General features: G+C 45.0%; 19 protein-coding genes. 4 read left to right on the top strand and 15 right to left on the bottom strand.

Annotated features, from left to right (window positions below; genetic code table 11):
* Positions 1 to 39: 39 nt before the first annotated feature.
* From CZ360_RS06490 to CZ360_RS06465, 6 genes are all read right to left on the bottom strand, one after another.
* Positions 40 to 495 (bottom strand): Lrp/AsnC family transcriptional regulator, encoded by a 456-nt coding sequence (locus tag CZ360_RS06490; protein WP_077533353.1) that lies wholly within the window; start codon positions 493 to 495, stop codon positions 40 to 42.
* Between the two features lie 170 nt (positions 496 to 665).
* Positions 666 to 2,402 (bottom strand): glycoside hydrolase family 2 protein, encoded by a 1,737-nt coding sequence (locus CZ360_RS06485; protein ID WP_077533352.1) that lies wholly within the window; start codon positions 2,400 to 2,402, stop codon positions 666 to 668.
* Positions 2,403 to 2,644: 242 nt separating this feature from the next.
* Positions 2,645 to 4,096 carry an aminoacyl-histidine dipeptidase gene (locus tag CZ360_RS06480; protein ID WP_077533351.1) on the bottom strand — a complete coding sequence of 484 codons (1,452 nt, stop codon included), beginning with the start codon at positions 4,094 to 4,096 and terminating at the stop codon, positions 2,645 to 2,647.
* Positions 4,097 to 4,099: 3 nt separating this feature from the next.
* The gene (locus tag CZ360_RS06475) at positions 4,100 to 4,474 is read right to left on the bottom strand and encodes a hypothetical protein (protein WP_143530174.1); all 375 of its coding nucleotides are present in this window, start codon (positions 4,472 to 4,474) and stop codon (positions 4,100 to 4,102) included.
* 15 nt (positions 4,475 to 4,489) lie between these two features.
* Positions 4,490 to 4,822: a PqqD family protein gene (locus tag CZ360_RS06470; RefSeq protein ID WP_077533349.1), complete on the bottom strand. Its 333-nt coding sequence runs from the start codon at positions 4,820 to 4,822 to the stop codon at positions 4,490 to 4,492.
* 243 nt (positions 4,823 to 5,065) lie between these two features.
* On the bottom strand, positions 5,066 to 6,994 hold the full coding sequence (locus CZ360_RS06465) for an OPT family oligopeptide transporter (protein ID WP_077533348.1): 1,929 nt from the start codon (positions 6,992 to 6,994) through the stop codon (positions 5,066 to 5,068).
* 343 nt (positions 6,995 to 7,337) lie between these two features.
* On the opposite strand from CZ360_RS06465, the gene CZ360_RS06460 reads away from it, so the two are divergent.
* From CZ360_RS06460 to CZ360_RS06450, 3 genes are read left to right on the top strand one after another with little or no spacing between them, the layout of a single operon-like run.
* A complete protein-coding gene (locus CZ360_RS06460; protein ID WP_077533347.1) occupies positions 7,338 to 8,741 on the top strand; it encodes an MATE family efflux transporter in 1,404 nt (467 codons plus the stop codon).
* Positions 8,738 to 9,781 carry a mannonate dehydratase gene (gene uxuA, locus CZ360_RS06455; protein ID WP_077533346.1) on the top strand — a complete coding sequence of 348 codons (1,044 nt, stop codon included), beginning with the start codon at positions 8,738 to 8,740 and terminating at the stop codon, positions 9,779 to 9,781. The genes CZ360_RS06460 and uxuA overlap by 4 nt, the downstream gene beginning before the upstream one ends.
* Before the next feature lie 12 nt (positions 9,782 to 9,793).
* Entirely contained in the window at positions 9,794 to 10,327 is a 534-nt protein-coding gene (locus CZ360_RS06450; protein WP_077533345.1) for a methylated-DNA--[protein]-cysteine S-methyltransferase, read from the top strand.
* A gap of 305 nt (positions 10,328 to 10,632) precedes the next feature.
* Here CZ360_RS06450 and CZ360_RS14295 read toward each other — a convergent pair whose 3' ends face one another.
* The 9 genes from CZ360_RS14295 to CZ360_RS06410 form a co-directional block, all read right to left on the bottom strand.
* Positions 10,633 to 10,758, bottom strand: a complete 126-nt coding sequence (locus tag CZ360_RS14295) for a VOC family protein (RefSeq protein ID WP_267872678.1) — start codon at positions 10,756 to 10,758, stop codon at positions 10,633 to 10,635.
* Positions 10,755 to 11,015, bottom strand: a complete 261-nt coding sequence (locus CZ360_RS06445) for a VOC family protein (protein ID WP_205411109.1) — start codon at positions 11,013 to 11,015, stop codon at positions 10,755 to 10,757. The genes CZ360_RS14295 and CZ360_RS06445 overlap by 4 nt, the downstream gene beginning before the upstream one ends.
* Positions 11,012 to 11,284, bottom strand: coding sequence for a hypothetical protein (locus CZ360_RS06440; RefSeq protein ID WP_077533344.1), 273 nt, complete (start codon positions 11,282 to 11,284; stop codon positions 11,012 to 11,014). The genes CZ360_RS06445 and CZ360_RS06440 overlap by 4 nt, the downstream gene beginning before the upstream one ends.
* Before the next feature lie 748 nt (positions 11,285 to 12,032).
* Positions 12,033 to 12,905 (bottom strand): 2-hydroxy-3-oxopropionate reductase, encoded by an 873-nt coding sequence (gene garR, locus CZ360_RS06435; RefSeq protein WP_077533343.1) that lies wholly within the window; start codon positions 12,903 to 12,905, stop codon positions 12,033 to 12,035.
* Positions 12,906 to 12,916: 11 nt separating this feature from the next.
* Positions 12,917 to 13,756: an aldo/keto reductase gene (locus CZ360_RS06430; RefSeq protein WP_077533342.1), complete on the bottom strand. Its 840-nt coding sequence runs from the start codon at positions 13,754 to 13,756 to the stop codon at positions 12,917 to 12,919.
* On the bottom strand, positions 13,756 to 15,969 hold the full coding sequence (locus CZ360_RS06425) for a hypothetical protein (RefSeq protein ID WP_077533341.1): 2,214 nt from the start codon (positions 15,967 to 15,969) through the stop codon (positions 13,756 to 13,758). Before CZ360_RS06425 ends, CZ360_RS06430 begins: the two co-directional genes overlap by 1 nt.
* 15 nt (positions 15,970 to 15,984) lie before the next feature.
* The gene (locus CZ360_RS06420; RefSeq protein ID WP_077533340.1) at positions 15,985 to 16,836 is read right to left on the bottom strand and encodes a carbohydrate ABC transporter permease; all 852 of its coding nucleotides are present in this window, start codon (positions 16,834 to 16,836) and stop codon (positions 15,985 to 15,987) included.
* Positions 16,837 to 16,841: 5 nt separating this feature from the next.
* A complete protein-coding gene (locus CZ360_RS06415) occupies positions 16,842 to 17,729 on the bottom strand; it encodes a carbohydrate ABC transporter permease (RefSeq protein ID WP_077533339.1) in 888 nt (295 codons plus the stop codon).
* 61 nt (positions 17,730 to 17,790) lie between these two features.
* Positions 17,791 to 19,062, bottom strand: coding sequence for an ABC transporter substrate-binding protein (locus CZ360_RS06410; RefSeq protein ID WP_077533338.1), 1,272 nt, complete (start codon positions 19,060 to 19,062; stop codon positions 17,791 to 17,793).
* A gap of 228 nt (positions 19,063 to 19,290) precedes the next feature.
* Between CZ360_RS06410 and CZ360_RS06405 the strand changes: the two genes are divergently transcribed.
* On the top strand, positions 19,291 to 21,069 hold the full coding sequence (locus CZ360_RS06405) for a sensor histidine kinase (protein WP_077533337.1): 1,779 nt from the start codon (positions 19,291 to 19,293) through the stop codon (positions 21,067 to 21,069).
* Positions 21,070 to 21,128: the final 59 nt, after the last annotated feature.

Below are 21,128 nucleotides of genomic sequence, written 5' to 3'. Positions count from 1 at the left end.
TGCCTAATCATTACAGCCGTTTTCTCCCGGCCGCCTATGTTAATGCTGAAGTCCTTCTGCCGGCATTAGCTGAATACCACGGGATTCTACCGGAGTAGAAAAAACAATCTGTGTTTCTGTATTCCCATAGGTCTGAAGCTGGCCGATAAAGGAATCCAGCTCCTGCGTACTTGGAAAAGCCACCTTAATCAGCATCGAATACCGCCCGGTAACGCAATCACATTCCAATACATTAGGACATGACTCAATATAGGAATAAAAAGATTGTTTCTGCTGCGGCTGTACTTCCAAATTAATAAACGCCGTGATCGGATATCCTAATTTCAGATAATCCACCTTGGTCGTATAGGACTGAATAATCCCCTCCCGTTCCAGCTTTTCAATTCGGGAAGCAACTGCCGGAGAGGAAAGAAACACCTTTTGCGCAAGTTGGTTGAGTGGCATTCTGGCATTTTCCGTCAGCAACCGAAGCAGCTCCTTGTCAATTTTATCCACGCTGTCCGCTCCTTTCGGATTTTTTACACTTTGTTTATTATATCGCGGCAAAGGGTAAATGACAAGCCAATCCCAACTGAAAACTTTTGTTGCAAAGGAAATTTTCCCTATTGACCGAAAATGCCAACATAAACCTAGTCAATCTGCTTAACAGTGCAGAGTATCCCCATTTAAAGCTGACTTCCGGTAAAAATCTTATACAACGTCTCAAGCGGAAGTTTTGGTTCCCGATCCATCGTCAGCAGCCCGTTAACCTCCTGCATAACGTCGGTGAGCTGGGTGTAGCAGTATCCGCAGAATTTGCCGGACTCCATCAGCATCCGGTTTATCGGCACCAAACGATCAAGGAATTCCTTCTCGCTTTTTACCGCGCCGTAATAGCCCCAGAAGGCTTCGCCCTCCTGGTTGACAGAAAAGTCAAAGGCAATTCCGCCGTATTCGGTCATCAGCACCGGCTGTCCCGCCCGGTAGCCGTCACCGTCCGCATAAGCCTGGCGGTGCTCCATTGCGCCGGAAAGGAGTTTATCCATATCATCGTATTTATCCAGGTTATCCGGGAACAGCTTGTAATCATGAATCGCACAGAAGTCCCCGTCACTTAGCTGCTCCCAGCCGTCATTGATGCTGATCAGACGGGTGGGGTCAAGGGATTTCACGGTATAATACAGTCCCTTAGCGAAATTTTGCTGCTGCGTTTCGCTGAGAATCCGGCTCACGCCCCAGCTCTCATTGACCGGAACCCAAGTGATAATCGACGGGTGGTTATAGTGGCTTTCCACAAATTCCGTCATTTCGGACAGGGTATTCCGCTGTGCCGTACTGCTGAATTCATAGGTGCTAGGCATCTCGCCCCATACCAGCACGCCCATCTTGTCTGCCCAGTAATAATAGCGCGGGTCTTCAATTTTCTGATGCTTGCGCGCACCGTTAAAGCCCATCGCCAGGGTAAGCTCCAAATCCTTTCGGATGGCCTCATCAGACGGCGGAGTCAGCAGGGATTCTTTCCAGTAACCCTGGTCGAGGATCAGGCGCTGATAGAGAACCTCATTATTTAACAGGATATTTCCTCCCGCATAGCTGATCTTCCTCATCCCAAAATAGGTGTCGGCCTGGTCGCCCGATTCTTCGAGCGTTAGCTTTACGCGAATCAGATTTGGTTTCTTCGGAGACCACAGCAGGTCGTCCCACATTTTCACGCCATCATCGTCAAAACAGAACTTTCCTTTTCCGTAACCATGCCGGCACAGAAGCTCCGCCCGCGCCAAAACCACCTCTGAGCCGTTACGCTCTATTGTGGCTACAGCCGATACGGTCGCCGGGGTATCTGAAGAAACATAGACCTCCGCCCCGGCTTCCAGTCTGTCCACATCCGGCGTAAACTTTGCATACTTTATGTAAGCTTCCGGCAGATACTCCAGCCAAACTGTCTGCCAAATCCCTGTGGTCGGGGTATACCAGCATCCAAAATGCTCCCCTCTCCAGGATTGTTTGCCGCGCGGCTGCGCCTGACTCTGCGAATCGGTCGCCTGCACTGTGACTGTGTTTTCCCCGTCAGATACCAGCTCTGTGATATCAAAGGAAAAAGCAAGGTTTCCGCCCTGATGCGTACCGGCAAGCTTTCCGTTGACCCACACCCTTGCTTCATAATCCACCGCGCCAAAATGAATCATCAGGCGCTTTTCCTTCATTCCCCCTGCGGGAACGGTGAATTTCCTGCGGTAAAAGACATGCAGGTGGTCTGTTTCATCGTGAATACCGCTCAGCTCGCTCTGATAGCAGAACGGTACTAAAATTTTCCGGTCAAATACCGGCTGGTCAAAAGAGAATTCCCATTCTCCGTTAAGGTTTTCCCAACCGCCGCGTACAAACTGCGGTCTGGGATATTCTGGCCTTGGAATCTGTTGCATAGGCTTCCTCCTGAATTGAAATATTTGTTTCCAATGTCTTCGTTCACCATCAGGTTTAGAATATCACATTTTCCGGCTTTTGAAAATAGAAGAAATGTTGTACAAATGAGAAAAAATGTTGTTTCTCCTCAGTATTCATTGCATTGCCGCCGGAATACTTGCCCGGCCTTTGTCAGCAAGGCATAATCTCGGCTCAAAAGCAGTAAAAATCCCCGATGAAACAATTCGTCGGGGATTTGATATTAATAATTTTTCAGGCGTTTAAGCACCTCGACAACCAAATTCCAGGTGCGCTGCGCGGAGGAAATACTCATCTTCTCCTTACAGGTATGGATCGCCGTCATATCAGGCCCGAGGGAAATACAATCAAGCCCTTTTATTTTACCGGAAAACATCCCGCATTCCAGGCCGGCGTGGATTGCCTCAATTTTCGGTTCCTCCCCATACTGGTCGCGGTATGCCTCCACCACGATCTCCCGCAGGCGGGAGTCCTTCTTGTATTCCCATGCCGGATAATCTCCGCTCAGATTCACAGAGCCGCCCAACGCTTCTGTCAAGCTGTAAAGGCGTTCTACCACAGCCTCTTTGGCTGTCCGCACAGAGCTGCGAACCGCAAAGCTCATCGTCATTTCCTTATCGTCCAGTGTCAAAATACCGAGGTTCAGCGAGGTTTCTACCAACCCCGGGATATCCATGCTCATCGCCTGGATCCCATTTGGCACATTCAGCAAAAGGCAAACAGCGCGTCTGGTACAATCCTCGGTCAGTGCCAGCACTGCTCCAGTGTCCTTGATACAAGCCTTTACGGCAACTCCAGGATCGCTGATTTTATATTCGTTCTTTAAAATCGCGTCATATTCTTCCGCAACCGCTTTGACAGTATCCGGATCAGAAGTGACGACTTCCGCCCGACAGGACAGCGGGATTGCGTTGTCCTTCAACCCGCCGCCCAGGGCGGCAAGCCGGAATCCCGCTTTTTTCCCAATCCGATTGAGCAGCCGCCCCATTAGCAGGTTGGCATTTCCCCTGCCTTTATCGATTTCTCCGCCGGAATGTCCGCCCAGAAGCCCGTCAACAGACAACGTCACAGATATTCCCTCACAGCTTTCATACTGAACTGGCAGACGGCACGCAGCCGTCACTCCGCCCGCACAGCTTGTCAAAAAAATTCCTTCCTCTTCGGAGTCAAGGTTCAGCAAAAGCTTTGCTTCTAAAGAAGAAAGATCAATTGCGGCTGCGCCCAGCATTCCGATCTCTTCATCTGTCGTGAAAACAGCTTCGATTTTCGGATGCGGCAGATCATCGGAAGCCAGGATAGCAAGCGCGTATGCCACAGCAATCCCATCATCTCCGCCGAGGCTGGTTCCCTTCGCATAAATATAGTCTCCATCTATCGCGAGCTCCAACGGCGTTTTAGACATATCCAGCTCTGTTAAGGCAGCGTCTTTCTCGCACACCATGTCCAAATGCCCCTGGATCATCAGCGCCGGCGCATCCTCATAGCCCTTTGCCGCCGGTTTTTTGATGATGACATTATACATCTCGTCCTGAATATAGGACAACCCATGCTCTTTTGCAAAAGCGACGCAGTAATCGCTGATTGCCTTCATGTTCGTTGAACCATGCGGAATCCCGCAAAGATCTTCGAAATAGGAAAATACGGCTTTTGGCTGCAGATGCTCTAAAACTCTCATCCTCTATTTCTCCTTTTTATTTTGACGGACAGCGGCACGATACGCCTTTTTTCCGTCTGCGGACGTCTCTTCCAAAAAGCCGCGGTCCAGCATCCGTTTGAGGAGTTCCCTGGCGAAGTCCTGCGGCTTTGTTACAACCGCCTTGTTTTTGCTGTAGAACTCCCCGGCGCTGATATCTTTTACCAGCTCTTCCGTCTCTTTTATGGTTATCGTATCATGTTTTTTCAGATAATGCAACACCTTGTCGGAGGCCTTCTGATACAGCAGGCGAAGCAGGTTTTCCCTCTGGTTGACCGATTTTTTCAGTCCCCATGCGTAAAGTCCTGCCGTGATCACCGCAATGGCCAGAATCCACAAAACCATTTGCCACCAAGGCATTCCAATTCCCCCTGACTAAAATAGTATAAACCGGTTATTCTGCAAAATTCGGAGATATTTGACCAGACGTTCAATCAACGGCTCTGCTTCCTCACCGAATTCTTCAGACACTAACCCGCTGATTTCATAAACACTGCGCGTCCCGTCAATCTGCCGCCAGATAAAACTGCCGAATTTCTCCAGCGTGATCCGGCTGACCCGCGGCTTTTTCAGCAGCTTCTGTGCAATGCGGTTATAAATGCCTTTATTTTCGATCAGTATGACAACCATGCCGTCATCGTCCAGCTCCCAGCGAAAGGCCGGATTCTTTTTCGGCACGAAATCCAGATAGTTCTTTTTCTGCTTCATTTTATGCCCATACCTTGCAAAGGCAAAGCTTCCTTTCTATATGGTATAATATCCATAGCTGCAGGCAAACCGAAAAACCAGCCGCCCGGATGAAACAAGAGAGGCTGTATAATTTCTTATACAGCCCACTGTTTGCTTATGGCAGGATTATTTTACGCTTTTCCATTCAATATCAATCCCATATCTTAACACCCTAAAAAGGGCGTTTTTTTATGCTCTTTTTTATGAACGAAAAGGTGTACCTTATCTTTCCTTCTTGTCCCGTTTGACTGCAAACAGGTAGATCGTTACAAGCAGAGCTGCGAAGAATACCAAACCGCCGATATTGCCAAGAGAGAAGCTTCCGCTGATATTGATCATATCACCCAGGGATCTTCCGTCCTTGAAGGTAATGACTGCAAAGACCGCCAGCAGGATTCCCACCAGCCCTTCGCCGGCGATCATACCGGAGCAGTACAGCACACCGTTGTCAACTGCTTTTTTACGTTTGTCATCAGACCATTTCTTTCTCTTTTCGAGGAAAACACGAACCAAAGCGCCCGCCATAATCGGAACGCTCAGGTGAATCGGCAGATAAAGGCCAACTGCGAACGGCAGAACCGGGATCCCCAGAATCTCAACCACAATTGCAATTCCTACGCCGACGAATACCAGCGTCCAGGGCAGGTTGCCGTTCATAACGCCTTCGGTTACCATCTTCATCAGGGTTGCCTGCGGTGCGGCAAGCTCAGCAGATCCGAATTCCCAGGCCGCATTGAGCAGATACAGAATTCCGCCGATTGCGGCAGCAGAAACAATCGCCCCGATAATCTCGCCATACTGCTGCTTTCTCGGGGTCGCGCCAACCAGGAATCCCGTTTTTAAATCCTGCGAGGTATCGCCCGCCATTGCAGCAATGATACAGATAATTGAACCGATTGCAATCGCTGCAACCATTCCGCCGGTGCCGGTATTGCCTGTTACTTTCAGCAGGATAGTCGCAATCAGCATGGTAGCGATTGCCATCCCGGAAACAGGGTTGTTACTCGAACCGATCAGCCCTACCATGCGGGAGGAAACGGTCGCGAAGAAGAATCCAAATACAATGACGATCAGCGCGCCCATGAGGTTTACCGGAATAAACGGCAACAGCCACATGGCCAAAGCGACTACCACAATCCCGGCAAGAAGGATTTTCATTGACATATCCTGATCCGTACGTTCCACCACTTCGGTATGGGAGGATTTTTTCAGTCCCTTCATCGCTTTTGCAAAGGTTCTTACAATCAACGGGAAGGATTTGATCAGGCTGATAATACCACCGGTTGCAACGGCACCGGCGCCGATATACCGGATAAAGGTACCCCAAAGGTTTGACACACCGCCATCCTTCGCAATCAGCTCATTGACCGTTACATCCGCCGGATAGATAATGACATCTCCGCCGAACAAAGCAATCAGCGGCATGAGCACAAACCAGGCAACCACACCGCCGGCCAGCATATAGGAAGCGATTTTCTTCCCGCAGATATAGCCGACGCCCGCCAGAGCCGGAAGCACGTCCAAACCGAAAGCGCTTCCTTTATAAGCAGAGATATCCCAGTTAACTTCCGAAGGGAACAGCTTAACCCCATCGGTAATGAACTTATAGAGAGCCGCAATTCCCAAGCCGGAAAAAACGATCTTTGACTTTTCGCCGCCCTCTTCCCCGGCAACCAGAACCTCTGCGCACGCAGAGCCTTCCGGATAAGGAAGAGTGCCATGCTCCTCTACGATCAGTGCCTTTCTTAACGGAACCATGAACAGCACGCCAAGAATTCCGCCGCATAATGCAATCAATGCAATCTCTATAAATGAGGGCATATCAATATCGCCGTTATTTGCCCACATAAACAGTGCCGGCAGAGTGAAGATCGCACCGGCCGCCAGTGATTCGCCGGCAGAGCCAATCGTCTGCACCATATTATTTTCCAAAATCGAATCTCTTCTCATGATGACCCGGATGATCCCCATGGAGATCACAGCCGCCGGGATCGATGCGGAGATTGTCATTCCGACCTTCAGCCCCAGATATGCGTTTGCGCCGCCAAACAAAACAGCTAGCAGGATACCGACGATAATGGACGTTGCGGTAAATTCCGGCATGATCTTGTCTGCAGGAACAAACGGCTTAAAGGTTTGATTTTTTTCCATCAAAGCTTCCACCTTTCTTAAATTGTCGTATTTATTATACCTTGATCCCCTTTAATTCTCAAGTGATAATGAATGAAATGTAAAATTTATGTCAAAATAAATAAACTTTTCGATTTTTCTTAACAAAAATGTCAAGTTACACAAATATTCTGTATTTATTATCCAAAAACATGTTTTATTGCACTAAAGCACTATCACAAAACCATCCTAAAGTTTCCGGCGCTTTTCCCAAAAAAGATAGTGCATTTTTCTGAACTTTTTCCCTATGCAATCCACAAAAAATATACTATAATGTACTATATTGATTGAATAAATTTAAGAAAAAGTACCGCTGAGGTGTAACATGAGTGTAAAAGTCAAAGACATGACATCCGGAAAACCGATGAAATTAATCTTTTTATTTGCGCTGCCCCTGATGGTTGGAAATATTTTTCAGCAGTTATACATGGTAGTCGATGCAATTGTTGTAGGACAGGGTGTTGGGGTCGACGCGTTAGCGGCAGTCGGCGCTACCGACTGGACGCACTGGGTGCTTCTCTGGATGATCCTTGGCCTAACCCAGGGATTTGCCGTGATGATTTCTCAATTTTTTGGAGCGGGCGATATTGAAAATCTCCGCAAAACAGTGACTATGTCTATTGTCCTGTGCTTGGGCTTTGGGGTGTTTTTCACTGTGCTCGGTCTGATTATCGCAAGGCCGACACTGCAGCTTCTGAGAACTCCGGACGATATTATTGATCAGTCTCTGATTTATCTCAGCATTTTATTCGGCGGGATGCTGATTGTAACAGTCTATAACATTTTTTCTTCCATTCTCCGTGCCCTGGGAGACGGGCGCACACCCCTGATTGCCATGATCCTGGCCGGATGTATCAATATTGTATTGGATCTCCTGTTCGTTCTGGTTTTTCATTGGGGAATTGCAGGAGCAGCGATTGCAACGCTTCTGGCGCAGGCCTTTTCTGCTGTTTATTGTATTCTGTCAGTGAGGCGTATCTCTGTCCTTTCCTTTGAGAAAAAATATTGGAAGCTCGACTGGGATATTATTAAGCATCTTTGTTCGCTGGGGATTCCGATCGGCCTGCAGATGGCAATTATCGGTGTCGGCGGGATGGTTCTGCAGTTTGTTCTGAATCAGTTTGGCACTACAGTAATTGCCGGATTCACTGCTACAAATAAGCTTTATGGACTGCTTGAAAGCAGTGCGATTTCATTTGGCTTTGCGATGAATACCTTTGTTGGGCAAAATCTCGGAGCAAGAAAGTTTGACCGGATTCATGAAGGCGTGCGCAGTGTTATAAAGCTATCTATTTTACTTTGTCTGGCTATCGGAGGCATCATGATTCTCTTTGGCAAGCCGCTCCTTTCCATGTTTGTATCCTCTAGCGCGCAAAACAAGGAGCAGGTGCTGGATATCGCCTATCAATACCTGTTTATTATGTCCTGTACCCTGATCTTTTTATATCTGCTCCACGCCTATCGTGCGGCCCTGCAGGGATTGGGCAATGGGAAAAAGCCGATGATTTCCGGCTTGATGGAGACCCTGATGAGAGTCGGAGTATCACTGATTCTGCCCCGTATCATCGGGGAAATCGGAATATTCTTCTGTGAGCCCGCCGCTTGGTTTGGCGCCGCAGTCTATCTAATTTTTGCCTATTATTCCGAAATCCGAAAGATAGTCCGGAAATTGGAAACGGAGCAGGCAGACTCTGCTCTACAAAATGAACAACTGGAGGAAGCAAAATGAAACTGACCTTTCGATGGTATGGAAAAAATGATCCGGTTTCCCTTTCGGCAATCCGGCAGATTCCCAACATGAGCGGCGTAGTGTCCGCTGTTTACGACACTCCGCCCGGTGAGGTTTGGCCAAGAGAAAGCATCGCTGCATTAAAACAGGCGGCGGAACAAAACGGCCTTGCCTTTGAAGTCGTTGAGAGTGTTCCGGTTCATGAAGAGATTAAACTCGGCGGTGCGGACGCGCCGCGGTTGATTGAAAATTACTGTGAAAATCTTAGGCGGTTGGGTGAATTCGGCATCCGCGTAGTGTGTTACAATTTTATGCCGGTGTTTGATTGGCTGAGAAGTGATCTGAGTAAAGAATTAGAGGACGGCTCCAATACCCTCAGCTATGAATACCAGGATGTGCTGGCTATGAATCCTGCCTCTGGTTCCCTTTCTCTTCCCGGCTGGGATGAAAGCTATACAATGGATGAAATGCGACGCCTGATTGAACGCTGGCGTACACTTGACAGTGAAACGCTCTGGAGCAACCTTAGTGAATTTCTGCACGCCGTGATTCCTGTCGCAGAGGAAGCTGGGATTAAAATGGCAATTCATCCGGATGATCCGCCATGGGGAATATTCGGGCTTCCCCGCATTATCACAGGGGCTGACAGCATCCGCAGAATGGTTTCAATCACAGACAGCCCATCTAATGGTATTACCCTCTGCACAGGTTCCTATGGGGCAAATCTTGCAAACGACGTGGCAGCCATTGCAGAAGAATTTGCGGATCGGATTCCCTTTGTTCATCTTAGAAATGTCCGGCATACAGGCGATCACAGCTTTTTTGAAGCACCGCATCCAAGCCGATGTGGCTCTCTCGACCTATACGATGTTGTAAAGACGCTGGTAAAACATGGATTTAACGGATATGTCCGTCCTGACCATGGCCGGATGATTTGGGGCGAACAAGGAAAGCCTGGTTATGGATTATTTGACCGTGCGTTAGGCGCTGCCTATATTAATGGGTTATTTGAAGCGGCAGAAAAAGAAGAAAAGTATTAAAGGTATAAAATGATGCAGTACATAGATAAATATCACTCCCCTCTGGGCAATATTACCATTGCCAGCAATGGAGAATGCCTGACCGGCCTGTGGTTTGACGGACAAAAATATTTTGCCGACACGCTATCAGCCGAGCATGAAGAAAAAAATTTACCTGTTTTTGAGCAGACTAAGCAGTGGCTTGACCTCTATTTTCGCGGCGAGATTCCAGATTTTACCCCGCCGTTGTATTTAAATGGTTCTCCGTTTCGGCTTGCCATATGGGAAATCTTGATGCGGATTCCCTATGGGCAGGTAATGACCTATGGGCAAATTGCCGCAATTATTGCCGAAAATAAAGGACAAAAAGCAATGTCTGCACAGGCAGTAGGCGGTGCGGTGGGCCATAATCCAATTTCCATCATCATCCCCTGCCACAGAGTTGTCGGCAGCAACGGAAGCCTGACAGGCTATGCCGGCGGCATTGAAAAGAAAATTGGCCTGCTCACGTTGGAAAAGATCGATATGGAAAACCTGTTTGTACCCCAAAAAGGAACTGCCCTTTAAAACTGCATGGGTATCTGTCCGGAAAAGACGATTGAAATACTATAAACGAGTAAAGCGCTCCCATACTATATAATATGGGGGCGCTTTTGTCTGCGACAGTTGACATCTGCCATTCAAATATCAAATATACACACTAAAAGCCATTAAGGGCAAAAGGGTATCGGTAGTTCATCAGTTTGGGCGGTTGTTTTTCTCAACTTCAACATTATGAATTTTTCGTCCCACCACAAACTCCCAGAATATTATTCAGAAGGTCGGTAAATGATTCCTGATTGAGGACATCTTCTACCTGTAATTTATAAATATCAGTCTGCTATCAACTCAATCAAATTCCCAGCCGGATCAAAAATTTCGATTTCATAATACCCATCACCAGTAATCCGAGGATTGTCATAAATTCGATACCCATCCTGTCTCAAACATTTCGTCATCTGATCAACTTGTTTTCAATCGGAACAACGAATTGCAACATGATGGCAGCCAATCCGAGGGCATCCCGTCGATTTTGGTATTCAGGATGGCTCATCAACTCGAGTCTGATTCCGCCGTCAAAAGACAGAAAATAGGTCTTCAGCCCAGTTACCGGATTCTGATACTTCTGATTTGCATTTACTCCAAAATAGAATTCATAAAATACTTTCATTTCTTCCAAACGAATCGTATATAATGCAACATGTTCTGTCCTCATGTCTGCTCATCCCCGCTCTGCCCATAGCCGTGTCTGGGTCTCGATTGTTTTCCAGTGTTCATCGCTTCCTTTAATATAATGATAAGATACTGGTCCTGACACCCTTCCTCAAAGGAATAAAAGCTATTGCCGCCATGAACATATTCTCCCTTTCTTTCTAGTACTGTTGCGACTGCAATTTCATCGTCACTGAGCCTTGCATCTTCAAACGGATTACAGTACAGCCACTGGTCTGCTGCCGTAATCCCAACTATATGCGGAGTGCCCATACTGCCATGTTCCCCGGAGGCTACACGTTTAAATTCATACTCAATCGGTACCGATAGTTTAGCAAAAATATTTGATTTTGCAGAACAGTGTTTTTCATCAACGCCGCTCTAAACAAAGAGTACCAGTTCTTTGATAACGGTAGAATCGTTGCGGTTTTAGAAAACCTAAAACCCCAAATACTGCTGAGAAAGCCTTTTATAGCAATGAAAGGGCCTGAAGCCTTATCGGACAAATCAATTCTAACTACGCTATATTTTGTTTTTAGTGAATAATTTCCGCGTTTTTATAACAGTGCTGTCCGATTGACAACGACTTAATAATGACCAAATACCCAACACAGCCCTTGTATAGAAAATCCCGGTTGTAATTCGAACAGAAATATTCGAATTACAACCGGGATTCATATGAGCGAGGGTGATGGAATTGTTATCCCCACGCTTTGAAAATAAAATGAGAATTTTCGGTTCTAATTTAACCACTTTTATACTTTTGCATTGCGATTTCCTCTATTTTATTTTTTAATGTCCCGCTATTGCAAAATTGAGTAAACTTTGAGAAATGGCTTAAATACTGGGTATATAACACGAAAAAAGAGGTCAGCATTTGGACATCGCATTTTTCGAGTTTCAAAATTTAACCTTTGTTCAATCCGGCCAGTAAAAACACCTATTGCTCTTCAGCTCCAAAAGCTCCAGATTGCAATAGGTGTTTCACTTTTGTTAAAATTACAACTTATTTTCAGACAAATCAATCGCCTAATAATTCATAGTACTCCATTAATGCGCTATGGTCTTTCGCGGCTTGCCCCTTTTGCTTGAGCACCTGGAACATTTCCATTACCTGCGCGCTCAACGGGACAGGTGAACCGACTGTATGAGCAGTTTCAATTGCATTATTTAAGTCCTTGATGTGCAACTCAATACGGAAACCGGGATCAAACTGATGGTTTAACATCATCGGCACCTTCGCGTCCATTACAGTACTTCCCGCTAATCCGCCGCGAATTGCCTGGAACACCAGATTACAGTCAACATCTGCCTGCTTTGCCAGATGAAACGCTTCTGCACAAGCAGCAATATTACACGCTACAATAATCTGATTTGCCAGCTTTGTGGTGTTGCCCGCGCCGGGTCCTCCGCAATATACGGCAGAGGCTCCCATTTTAAGTAAAATACTGTCCTTCACCTGTTCAAATACATCCTGCTTGCCCCCTACCATGATAGACAGGGTGCCGTCAATTGCTTTGGGTTCTCCCCCAGAAACCGGCGCTTCCAGCATTTCCACCTGTTTCGCTTCACAAGCCTGGTATACCTGTTTTGATACTTCAGGAGCGATTGAACTCATATCAATGACAATACTGCCGGGATGTGTTCCCTTTAAAACGCCGTGATCTCCCAGCATGACTTCCTGTACATGACTGGAATTTGGCAGCATGGTAATGATTACATCAGATTGTTTGGCAACTGCCTCTGCATTTATCTCAGCAACTGCGCCAAGGGTTGCAAGCTGTTCCACACGTTCCGAAACCAAATCAAAAATATGAAGCGTATACCCGGCAGAAATCAAATTCTTTGCCATTGGATAGCCCATAATCCCTAATCCAATAAAACCAATGTTCATCTTTTCACCTTCTAATCGTCATATACCATTTTATCAGGATCTGTTCCAATTCTGCCATCACATTCCAGGGTATCAATCCGTTTCATTTCCTCTTCAGTTAATGCAAAATCATAGATATTGCAATTTTCCTGGATACGTTTCTGATGGACTGACTTTGGAATAATGATAATCCCCTGCTGCAATTCCCAGCGCAGTACAATCTGTGCCGGGGTTTTCCCATACTTTTCAGACAGTTCCACAATGATATCTTCCCCGAGTACACGCCCTTTCGCAATTGGAGCCCACGCCTCTGTAAGAATATCATGTTCCTTGTGGTATGCAATCAAAGCTTTTTGTGACAAATATGGGTGCAGTTCAATCTGGTTTACAACTGGTTTGACGTTCGCATGCGCCAACAATGTTTCCAGATGATGGATATGAAAATTGCTGACTCCAATCGATCTCACCAGCTTTTCTTCCTGTAATCGTTCCAATGCTTTCCATGTGTCCAGATATTTTCCGGTAACAGGATAATGCGCCAAATACATGTCGACATATTCCAAATCCAGCAGCTTTAAGCTCTTTTCAAATGCGGCCAGAGTTTTGTCATAGCCCTGATCCGGGTTCCACACCTTGGTGGTGATAAATACTTCTTCTCGGCTAAGTTCGCTGTCGTGGAATGCTTTCCCAACACTTGCTTCATTCGCATACAATGAAGCTGTGTCAATACTGCGGTATCCGGCTTCCAAAGCCCAGCGAACCGCCTGGTAGGTTTCTTCCCCGTCGTTGGCCCTCCAAACCCCCAGCCCAAGCTGAGGGATCTGATTTCCATCATTTAATAAAACTCGTTCTCCGATTGCATTGGTAATCATTATTTGGCTTCCTTTCTTGTACTGTTCTTGTATTCAACTGTAAACGGAATCAAAGCTTCCGGCGGCACGCAGACATCCATTTTATTCGGTCTTGGATCCCCGTAATATTGATAGCCAAGTCCGCCGTTTCTGCGGATCGGAAGTTCCGCAATATACTTCTTTTCATACGGCAAGGTTACAGTCATATAGGTATACTGTGCATTTAACGGATTTTCACAGAATAAGTACTGTGTTCCCTCCTGATCGGTGCAAGAAAGCACCTGCCCGATATTGGAATACGGGAACGTTCCATCCAATTTACAAATAAAGCGGGATACCAGCAAGCTGTAAGAATCAGGATGGATCAGCGCCACACCCTGCATAATCTCGCGGATGGTGGTTAATCCAGACGGTTCTTTTCCGCTTGTATGCGGATGACATACTGTATCAAATTCAGAATGCATATGCTGTACGGCCGGGAAAGACCGATGGATCCGCCGGATATAGACAGCGTTGCCTTCAGACGGATAAGCCCGGACAGATAGTCCTGTACCAATCACCTGACCGTCCTGTTTTACATCAATCAAAGACCTTGCCTCAGCAGCCTGATAACCGCCCAGATTTTCCTCCGTGGTTCCGCTTTCCGACGGAATCCGGCTATCATAAATCGAACGGTCTGTAAGCTCCCATTGAGATCCGCAGGTTCCATCTTTGGAAAGACCCAGAAGATCCAAAAGGGCCTGGTTTTCTACTTCGCCCACCACAATCAGAGTTTTGCCGCCGTTGACTACCAAATCACGCAGGGAGACTACCTGCTCATCTGTAATCCCCAACGGTTCTATCAGCAGCAGTGACCGGTTGGAAACATTCTGAATATTATCCAGATTCACGCTGGAATGGATCGGCAAGCCGGAAAACCGCAAAAAGGCGCTTTCGAATGTCAGCGGATAAATCTGGTTTCTTTTCGCATGTTCATATAAAAAGCTGTCTGACCAGATCAATACCAGACCATCATTATGCGCGATTTTTTTATGCCCGATGTCCAGCCGTTCTTTGTACCATCTCCATTCCGAAGCGGACAGGTCGATCCCAAACAGTGGCTGTACGCCGTCATAAGAAGGAATAAGCTCTCCGTCCGGGCCAACACAGCGCGCTGTGTTCAGCGCAATACATTCTCTTTCCAGCATTCCCGGATGATCTCTTAAAGTATGCCAGTGCTCCGGCGCATTGCAGGTCGCAGACATCCACATGATTTTTGTATCCGGTGCAACTGCCTTGATCGTGATGGCGTTGGTAATTCCAACGGCTTCCATAGACTGGAAATTCTGCCATCTGTGGCTGTTGGTTTCCATTGATTCCAAGGCGTAGCATTTTAAGCCTGCCCGGGCATTTTTGGCATAGTCATAGCCGTATTTCAGGAACGCATCGGCCGGGCCATGCTTAAAGGGCGCCATGACGATCAACTCTTTTCCCGCCTGTTCAAAAGCAGGAACCAGTTTCTGATAAAATGCTGCCCAACGGTCACTGTAAAAGTCAGCCCACTCATAACGGTAATGTTCCCAGATATCATCGGCACGTTCTGTAATCGTATTTCCCTTTACCTGAATACCGGTGTGTTCTGTAAACTGCGCAACCATATCGTCCGAATAATCCCCATCTTCCAATTGGGTTGCCAGGCCTCCGAAGCCGTCCGCCGCAAAAAATCCATCGGCATCGTAATCGTCGAGGAAAGCCAGAACATCCCGCAGCAGCATATCTTCGTACAACGTTCCGTCTTTCAGATGTTTCAGCGGGCAGATCATCCCCATTTCCTTTTCGGTTGTAGCGCCGTTGCGATAGGTGACAAAAAGCTCCAACAGATTGTTATAAATCCAAGTGTCACGGGACAGTTCCCCATATTCCGGCCAGACAGACCATGCCGCTTCCGCACCCTGGAAGAACTTGATATCATAGGTATGCAGCACTTTGATCAGTTCATAGTATTGCTTTCTGCTCCACACCTGACAGCCCGGCACTGCCCTTTGCGCAGTCCAGGTCGGCAGAAGCGGAGTGTCGTCAATAACACCGTCGTTGCTGTGAATATGCCCGACATAGGTTTCATGGTTAAATAAATATTCTGGGACAAATCCCAGGGTGTCCAGAAATTTTCGAACACCATAATCAGGCTGCTGATTATCAAAAACCCGCAAGTCGATGCTCAGGGCAATCGGATAATCATTATGTTTTGCCTGCATGTATTTCACTCCTTTTTATCCTTTTACTGCTCCGGATGTAATTCCTTTGACAATATATTTCTGCATAAAGATATATAAAATCATGATTGGAACAGTACAAATTGCAATTGCAGCAAACAGCAAGGTATACTGTATTGTATTTTCCCCTTTAAAGGCCAGCAGACCGGTAGAAATTGGCTTCAAATCCCGATCGCTGATTAAAACCATCGGGAAGAAGAAGTTGTTCCATGCATACATTACGTTAAAGATAATCCCAATGCTGAGAACATTCTGTGAAAGGGGCAGTACAATTTTTATAAATAGTTTAGGAATAGAACAGCCGTCAATTGTCGCGGCTTCTTCAATTTCAGTTGGAACGGCGGACATAAACCGTTGGAAAATAAAGGTGGTGAAAGCCAGCCGATAGCCAACCAGTGTAATAATCAGTCCCGGTATTGAGTTTGTCAGGTTAAATGCTTTCATTTGTAAAAATAATGGCATAATTGCAACCTGTGCCGGGATCGTCAAGCCAGCCAAAAGCGCCAGTGTAATAATTTTTTTACCATACAGGTCTTTCCGGCTTAAAGCAAAGCCCAACATGGCAGAAAGAGGCGTGCAGATCAAGACCTGAAATACCGTGATAATCAGAGTATTTACATAGTATTTTTCGAAATTCCCCTTGACCCATGCAGTAGTAAAATTGTCTGTTACCCACTGATGAGGCAGCCCCAGCAAATTCGTATACATTTCTTTTTCCGGTTTAAAGGCTCCCAGAATAACAGGATACACCGGAAGCATCAGCAGAATAGTAACTGCTACTAAAATCAGGATACGAACAATATTCCAAACCTTATCCGATTTGTATGAGGATCCACTTCTCGCTTTCATATCACTTAAACATCCTCCTTAATGATCAGCTTTTGAATACCGTTCATAACCAATACCAGCAGGAACAGAACAACTGCCGCCGCCGACCCTGTCCCTACTCTCCGGAAGGTGAACATCTCATCATACAGGAAAGTAGCGAGGACCTGTGTGGTTTTATTGCTCAATACATACATGATATCGAAAGACCGCATGGCTGAAATCATGGTTAAAACGGTTACCAGGGAGGTAGTCGGAGACAACAAAGGCATGGTAATTTTAAAGAATACCTGGATCCGGTTTGCTCCGTCAATTCTTGCTGATTCGTGCAGTTCTATCGGGATATCTTGTAGTCCGGCAATAAATAACAGGATTGACGTACCCAGGTTCATATAAATCTCAATTGCACCGATCGAGAAGATAATCAATCCCGGTTCCCCCAGCCAGACATGGGTCAGAAAATCAAGTCCCAGTGCTTCTAACGACCGATTTAAAATACCGATATTTGGATTATAAATGGCGTTGTTCCACATAAAGGCAACCGCAGTTGTAGAAAGAACACATGGCAGATAAAACATTGCACGGAAAAAATTGTTTAATCGTGATTTCTGATAAATCAAAATTGACAGGAAAATGGAAATAATAACACAGCCAATCACTACAAACAATACGTATTTAATCGAGTTGAAAAACGCAGGCCAGAATTTGGGCGTATTCAGCGCCAACGTTTTGTAGTTCTCCAGTCCGACAAATTCTTTATCCGGCGATAGTCCATCCCATCTAAACAGACTAAGCCCAATTCCCTGCACCATCGGCACAACAAAGACAAAGATGTACCAGATCAATGGCAATAACAAAATCAAATAATACCAGGCATTGTTTCTCCTGACCCGTTTGCTATTTAATAATTCTCGCATTTTGATCACCTATTTCTTGTGCTCCAGTATACATGATACCGGAGCACATTATTGCACAGTATTATTGTTGCGCTTTCATGTTTTCAAAGCCTTGTTCGATGGTAGCAACTGCATCTTCAATTGGAGTTCCCAATGTAATAGAGCCAAAGTATTCGTTCATTAATGAACCAATCTCAGCATTTTCCAATTTAACCTGCGGGTCCCCGCCGGCTTTATGAGAATTCATATAATCGACAACTTTGTTCAGAGCAGGATGGTCAACAGTAACGTCATTCCCTACCGGGACCTGCACTGTGGTGGAAGAGAAAATTTCCATGGATTCAGGACGGCTCATAAATTCATAATATTTAAGAGCTTCATCTTTGTGCGGAGTATTGGCGTTGATAACATGAATCTGTGCCGGACGGAACAGATAAACATCCTCCGCACCGCCAGGAGCACTGATGGAGAATACATCCCAGTTTAAGGTTTCATCCTCTGCCAGGGTGATTGCTCTCCAAGAACCTTCTACCAGGAATGGAGCTTCACCGCGCATAAACACTTCGCAAGCACCGAATTTATCTAAGCCGGTGCTTCCTTCGCAGTAATAGTCCGCGTCAGAAACCTGTTTTACCAGTTTAGAAACGGTCGCCATCGGTTCATCAGTCATTTTAGCTTCACCAGCCACAATTTCATTAAATAGATCGCTGGAGTGATCCGGAATCATAGATACCAGCAATTGATAACCAAGCTGTGTAGAAAGATTTGCAGCGTTTCCACAAGCGATTGGATGGATGCCTTTTTCCATGAATTTATCACAGATTTCAATAAATTCGTCCCAGGTTTTCGGTTCTCCTGTATATCCCATTTCTTCCAGCATATCTACATTATAAAAGGTATTGACCATACAGAACATCTGGCATGCGCCATATACTTTTCCATCAAAGGTACACGGTTCCAACGCACCTTCCTGATAGTTGTCCAAAAATGACTGTCCGGTCAACTCCAGCAGATTGCCGCCGTCAACATACATATCCAGATGTCCATCCAATGCGAACAAATCAACGTCATTGGATAACAGTCTAGTTGTCAAAACCTGTTCATAAGCATCTACTACATATTCAAAATTCACTTTAATATTCGGATTTTCTTCATTAAAATTAGCTACGACCTGGTCATATGCCGCAGAGTCGTCCCCGCGCCAGGTCAAAAAGTTTAATGTTACTTCTTCCCCGGAATCCTGTGCCGCGTCATTATTCCCCGTAGAATTAGCCGAATCACTGTTGCCGCCGCATCCTACAAGACCCATCAGCAATACCGCGGTAATGAGAGAAGATATGATTCGTTTTTTCATATGTTTTAACCTCCAAAAGTATTCGAATTAATTTTTGATCAAAAACTATAGTTTCATTATACGGGCTGCCTGTGGCATCTACAATGTGGTAATGATTTTATTTTGTAGAAAATTATTTTACATCTTCATATTTTATTGATAAAAAATGTTTTATATAGTATATTTTATTTGTAAAAATTTATAAATTCTTCTTTTATTTAGATCTAAAAACAATTTAGGAGAACAACCATGAAAAAGTCTGCGCATATCAAATGGGGACGATGGTTTCGATTGACCATCTGTGTCTGTTTTATTATCATCGCTATTTTTATCACCTTTGGGGTATCAATGTATTTCTTTCTTAACCATGACATTATTGACGACAGTACACGAATCTCACGCATTAATGCCGAAAAAACAGTACGTTCTTTAAATAATATATGTTCCAGTACTGTTTCTACCTACGCTTCTTTTTTTGCAAACAATTCATTTATGAATACCTTTCTCCAACTGGAAAATTCTAAAACCCTTTCTTTATTTGAGCAATACCGTCTGCGTACACAGCTTAGCACGCAACTACTGGCTGTCCAGGAGCAAAATTCCAGTATCAAAAATATCTATTTATATGCAGGTTACAGCCATAATTTATTAAACGGCCAGCGTTCTATCATTCCTATTCAGGAAATTGAAGATATTCCTGACCTGCAAAATATCAGTTTATCACCTTCTGATATCACCGCTTCCTTCTGGCAAGCTTCAGGAAAAGATCATTCCGAGGCTTTTATTACCTACATAGGCAGAATGAAACCAATTAATCAAAAAAGAAATTACGGCTGGATGGCTATCAGTCTCTCTCTAAACCACCTGCAATCCGAAATAACTGCGTTAAATGATATGCAGAGTTCTTATCACATGCTGCTGAGTTCCAGTGGAAACCCATTAATTCATACTGGAAATCCGGCTGAACTAAAATTGTCAGATTATGAAGATTTATATCGGGAATGTAATCAAAACAAGGAAAACGGAACTTTTCTTCATAATTCTCAAAAATATGGCGATATGATTGTTTCGTTCTATCCGTTGGATTATGGCGGGTTTGTTTACCTCAGTTTTACTCCCGTCAGCAGTGTTATTGAAAGCGTAGACCAAACGAAAATGTTCTTTATTCTGATGTGTTTAATTGTATTGGTCATCATTGAATTTTCCATCTTCTTTTTCATTTATATTGTCTACAAGCCCATTTTTTCTCTATTGCATGAGATGAAAAAATTTGAAAAAGGTGATTTTTCTTCTCGTTTATATCATGGCAAAAATGATGAGATTAAATATATCTATGATCATTACAACCACATGGTTGAGAATATTGCTCAGCTTATTCAGGATCGCTATGAACAAATCACCTTAAAACAGCAGGCAGAAATCAAAATCCTACAAAATCAAATTAACCAACATTTTTTATATAACACATTAGAATCAATCCACTGGCTATGTCTAAAAAATGAACCGCAGTCTGCAGCAAATTTTACCATGAAGCTATCTATGTTCTATAGACTCTTTTTAAGCAATGGGTTAGAAATGATTGCCGTTCGAGACGTTGTTAGCATGCTTCAGAATTACTGCGACATTGTCCAACTGCGCCATGGTTCTAAATTCAGTGTTGACATATCCTGTGATGAAAAAATTATGGATGCCATGGTTTGCAAATATATTTTCCAACCTATCGTAGAAAATGCGATTCTACATGGCGTCGAACAACGGGTAGACGGGGGAACAATCTCTATTCAATTCCAGCAATTTCGAAACCGGATTCTGTTTTCCGTAGAGGACAACGGACCCGGTATACCAGAAGAAATTCTTATGAAACTGAATCAGCGTCCAGAAGATTCTATTAAAATTGAACAGAACAATTTTGCCCTGCAATGTATCAAATATCAAATGAAGTTAATCTATCATGATGATTATTCCTTTAATATTGAAAGTGAAATAAATCAGGGCACTATTGTCACCATCGATATTCCCAAACTTTAAAAACATACCTTTCCGTTCTAAGTAAAATCATAGCTTTTTAGGTTCTAAAAGAGGTGTTT

It is taken from the genome of Massiliimalia massiliensis (assembly GCF_900155615.1).
Lineage (GTDB): Bacteria > Bacillota > Clostridia > Oscillospirales > Ruminococcaceae > Massiliimalia > Massiliimalia massiliensis.
The sequence above is the reverse complement of the archived record's forward strand: the minus strand, read 5'-3'. Positions and strand labels throughout refer to the sequence as shown.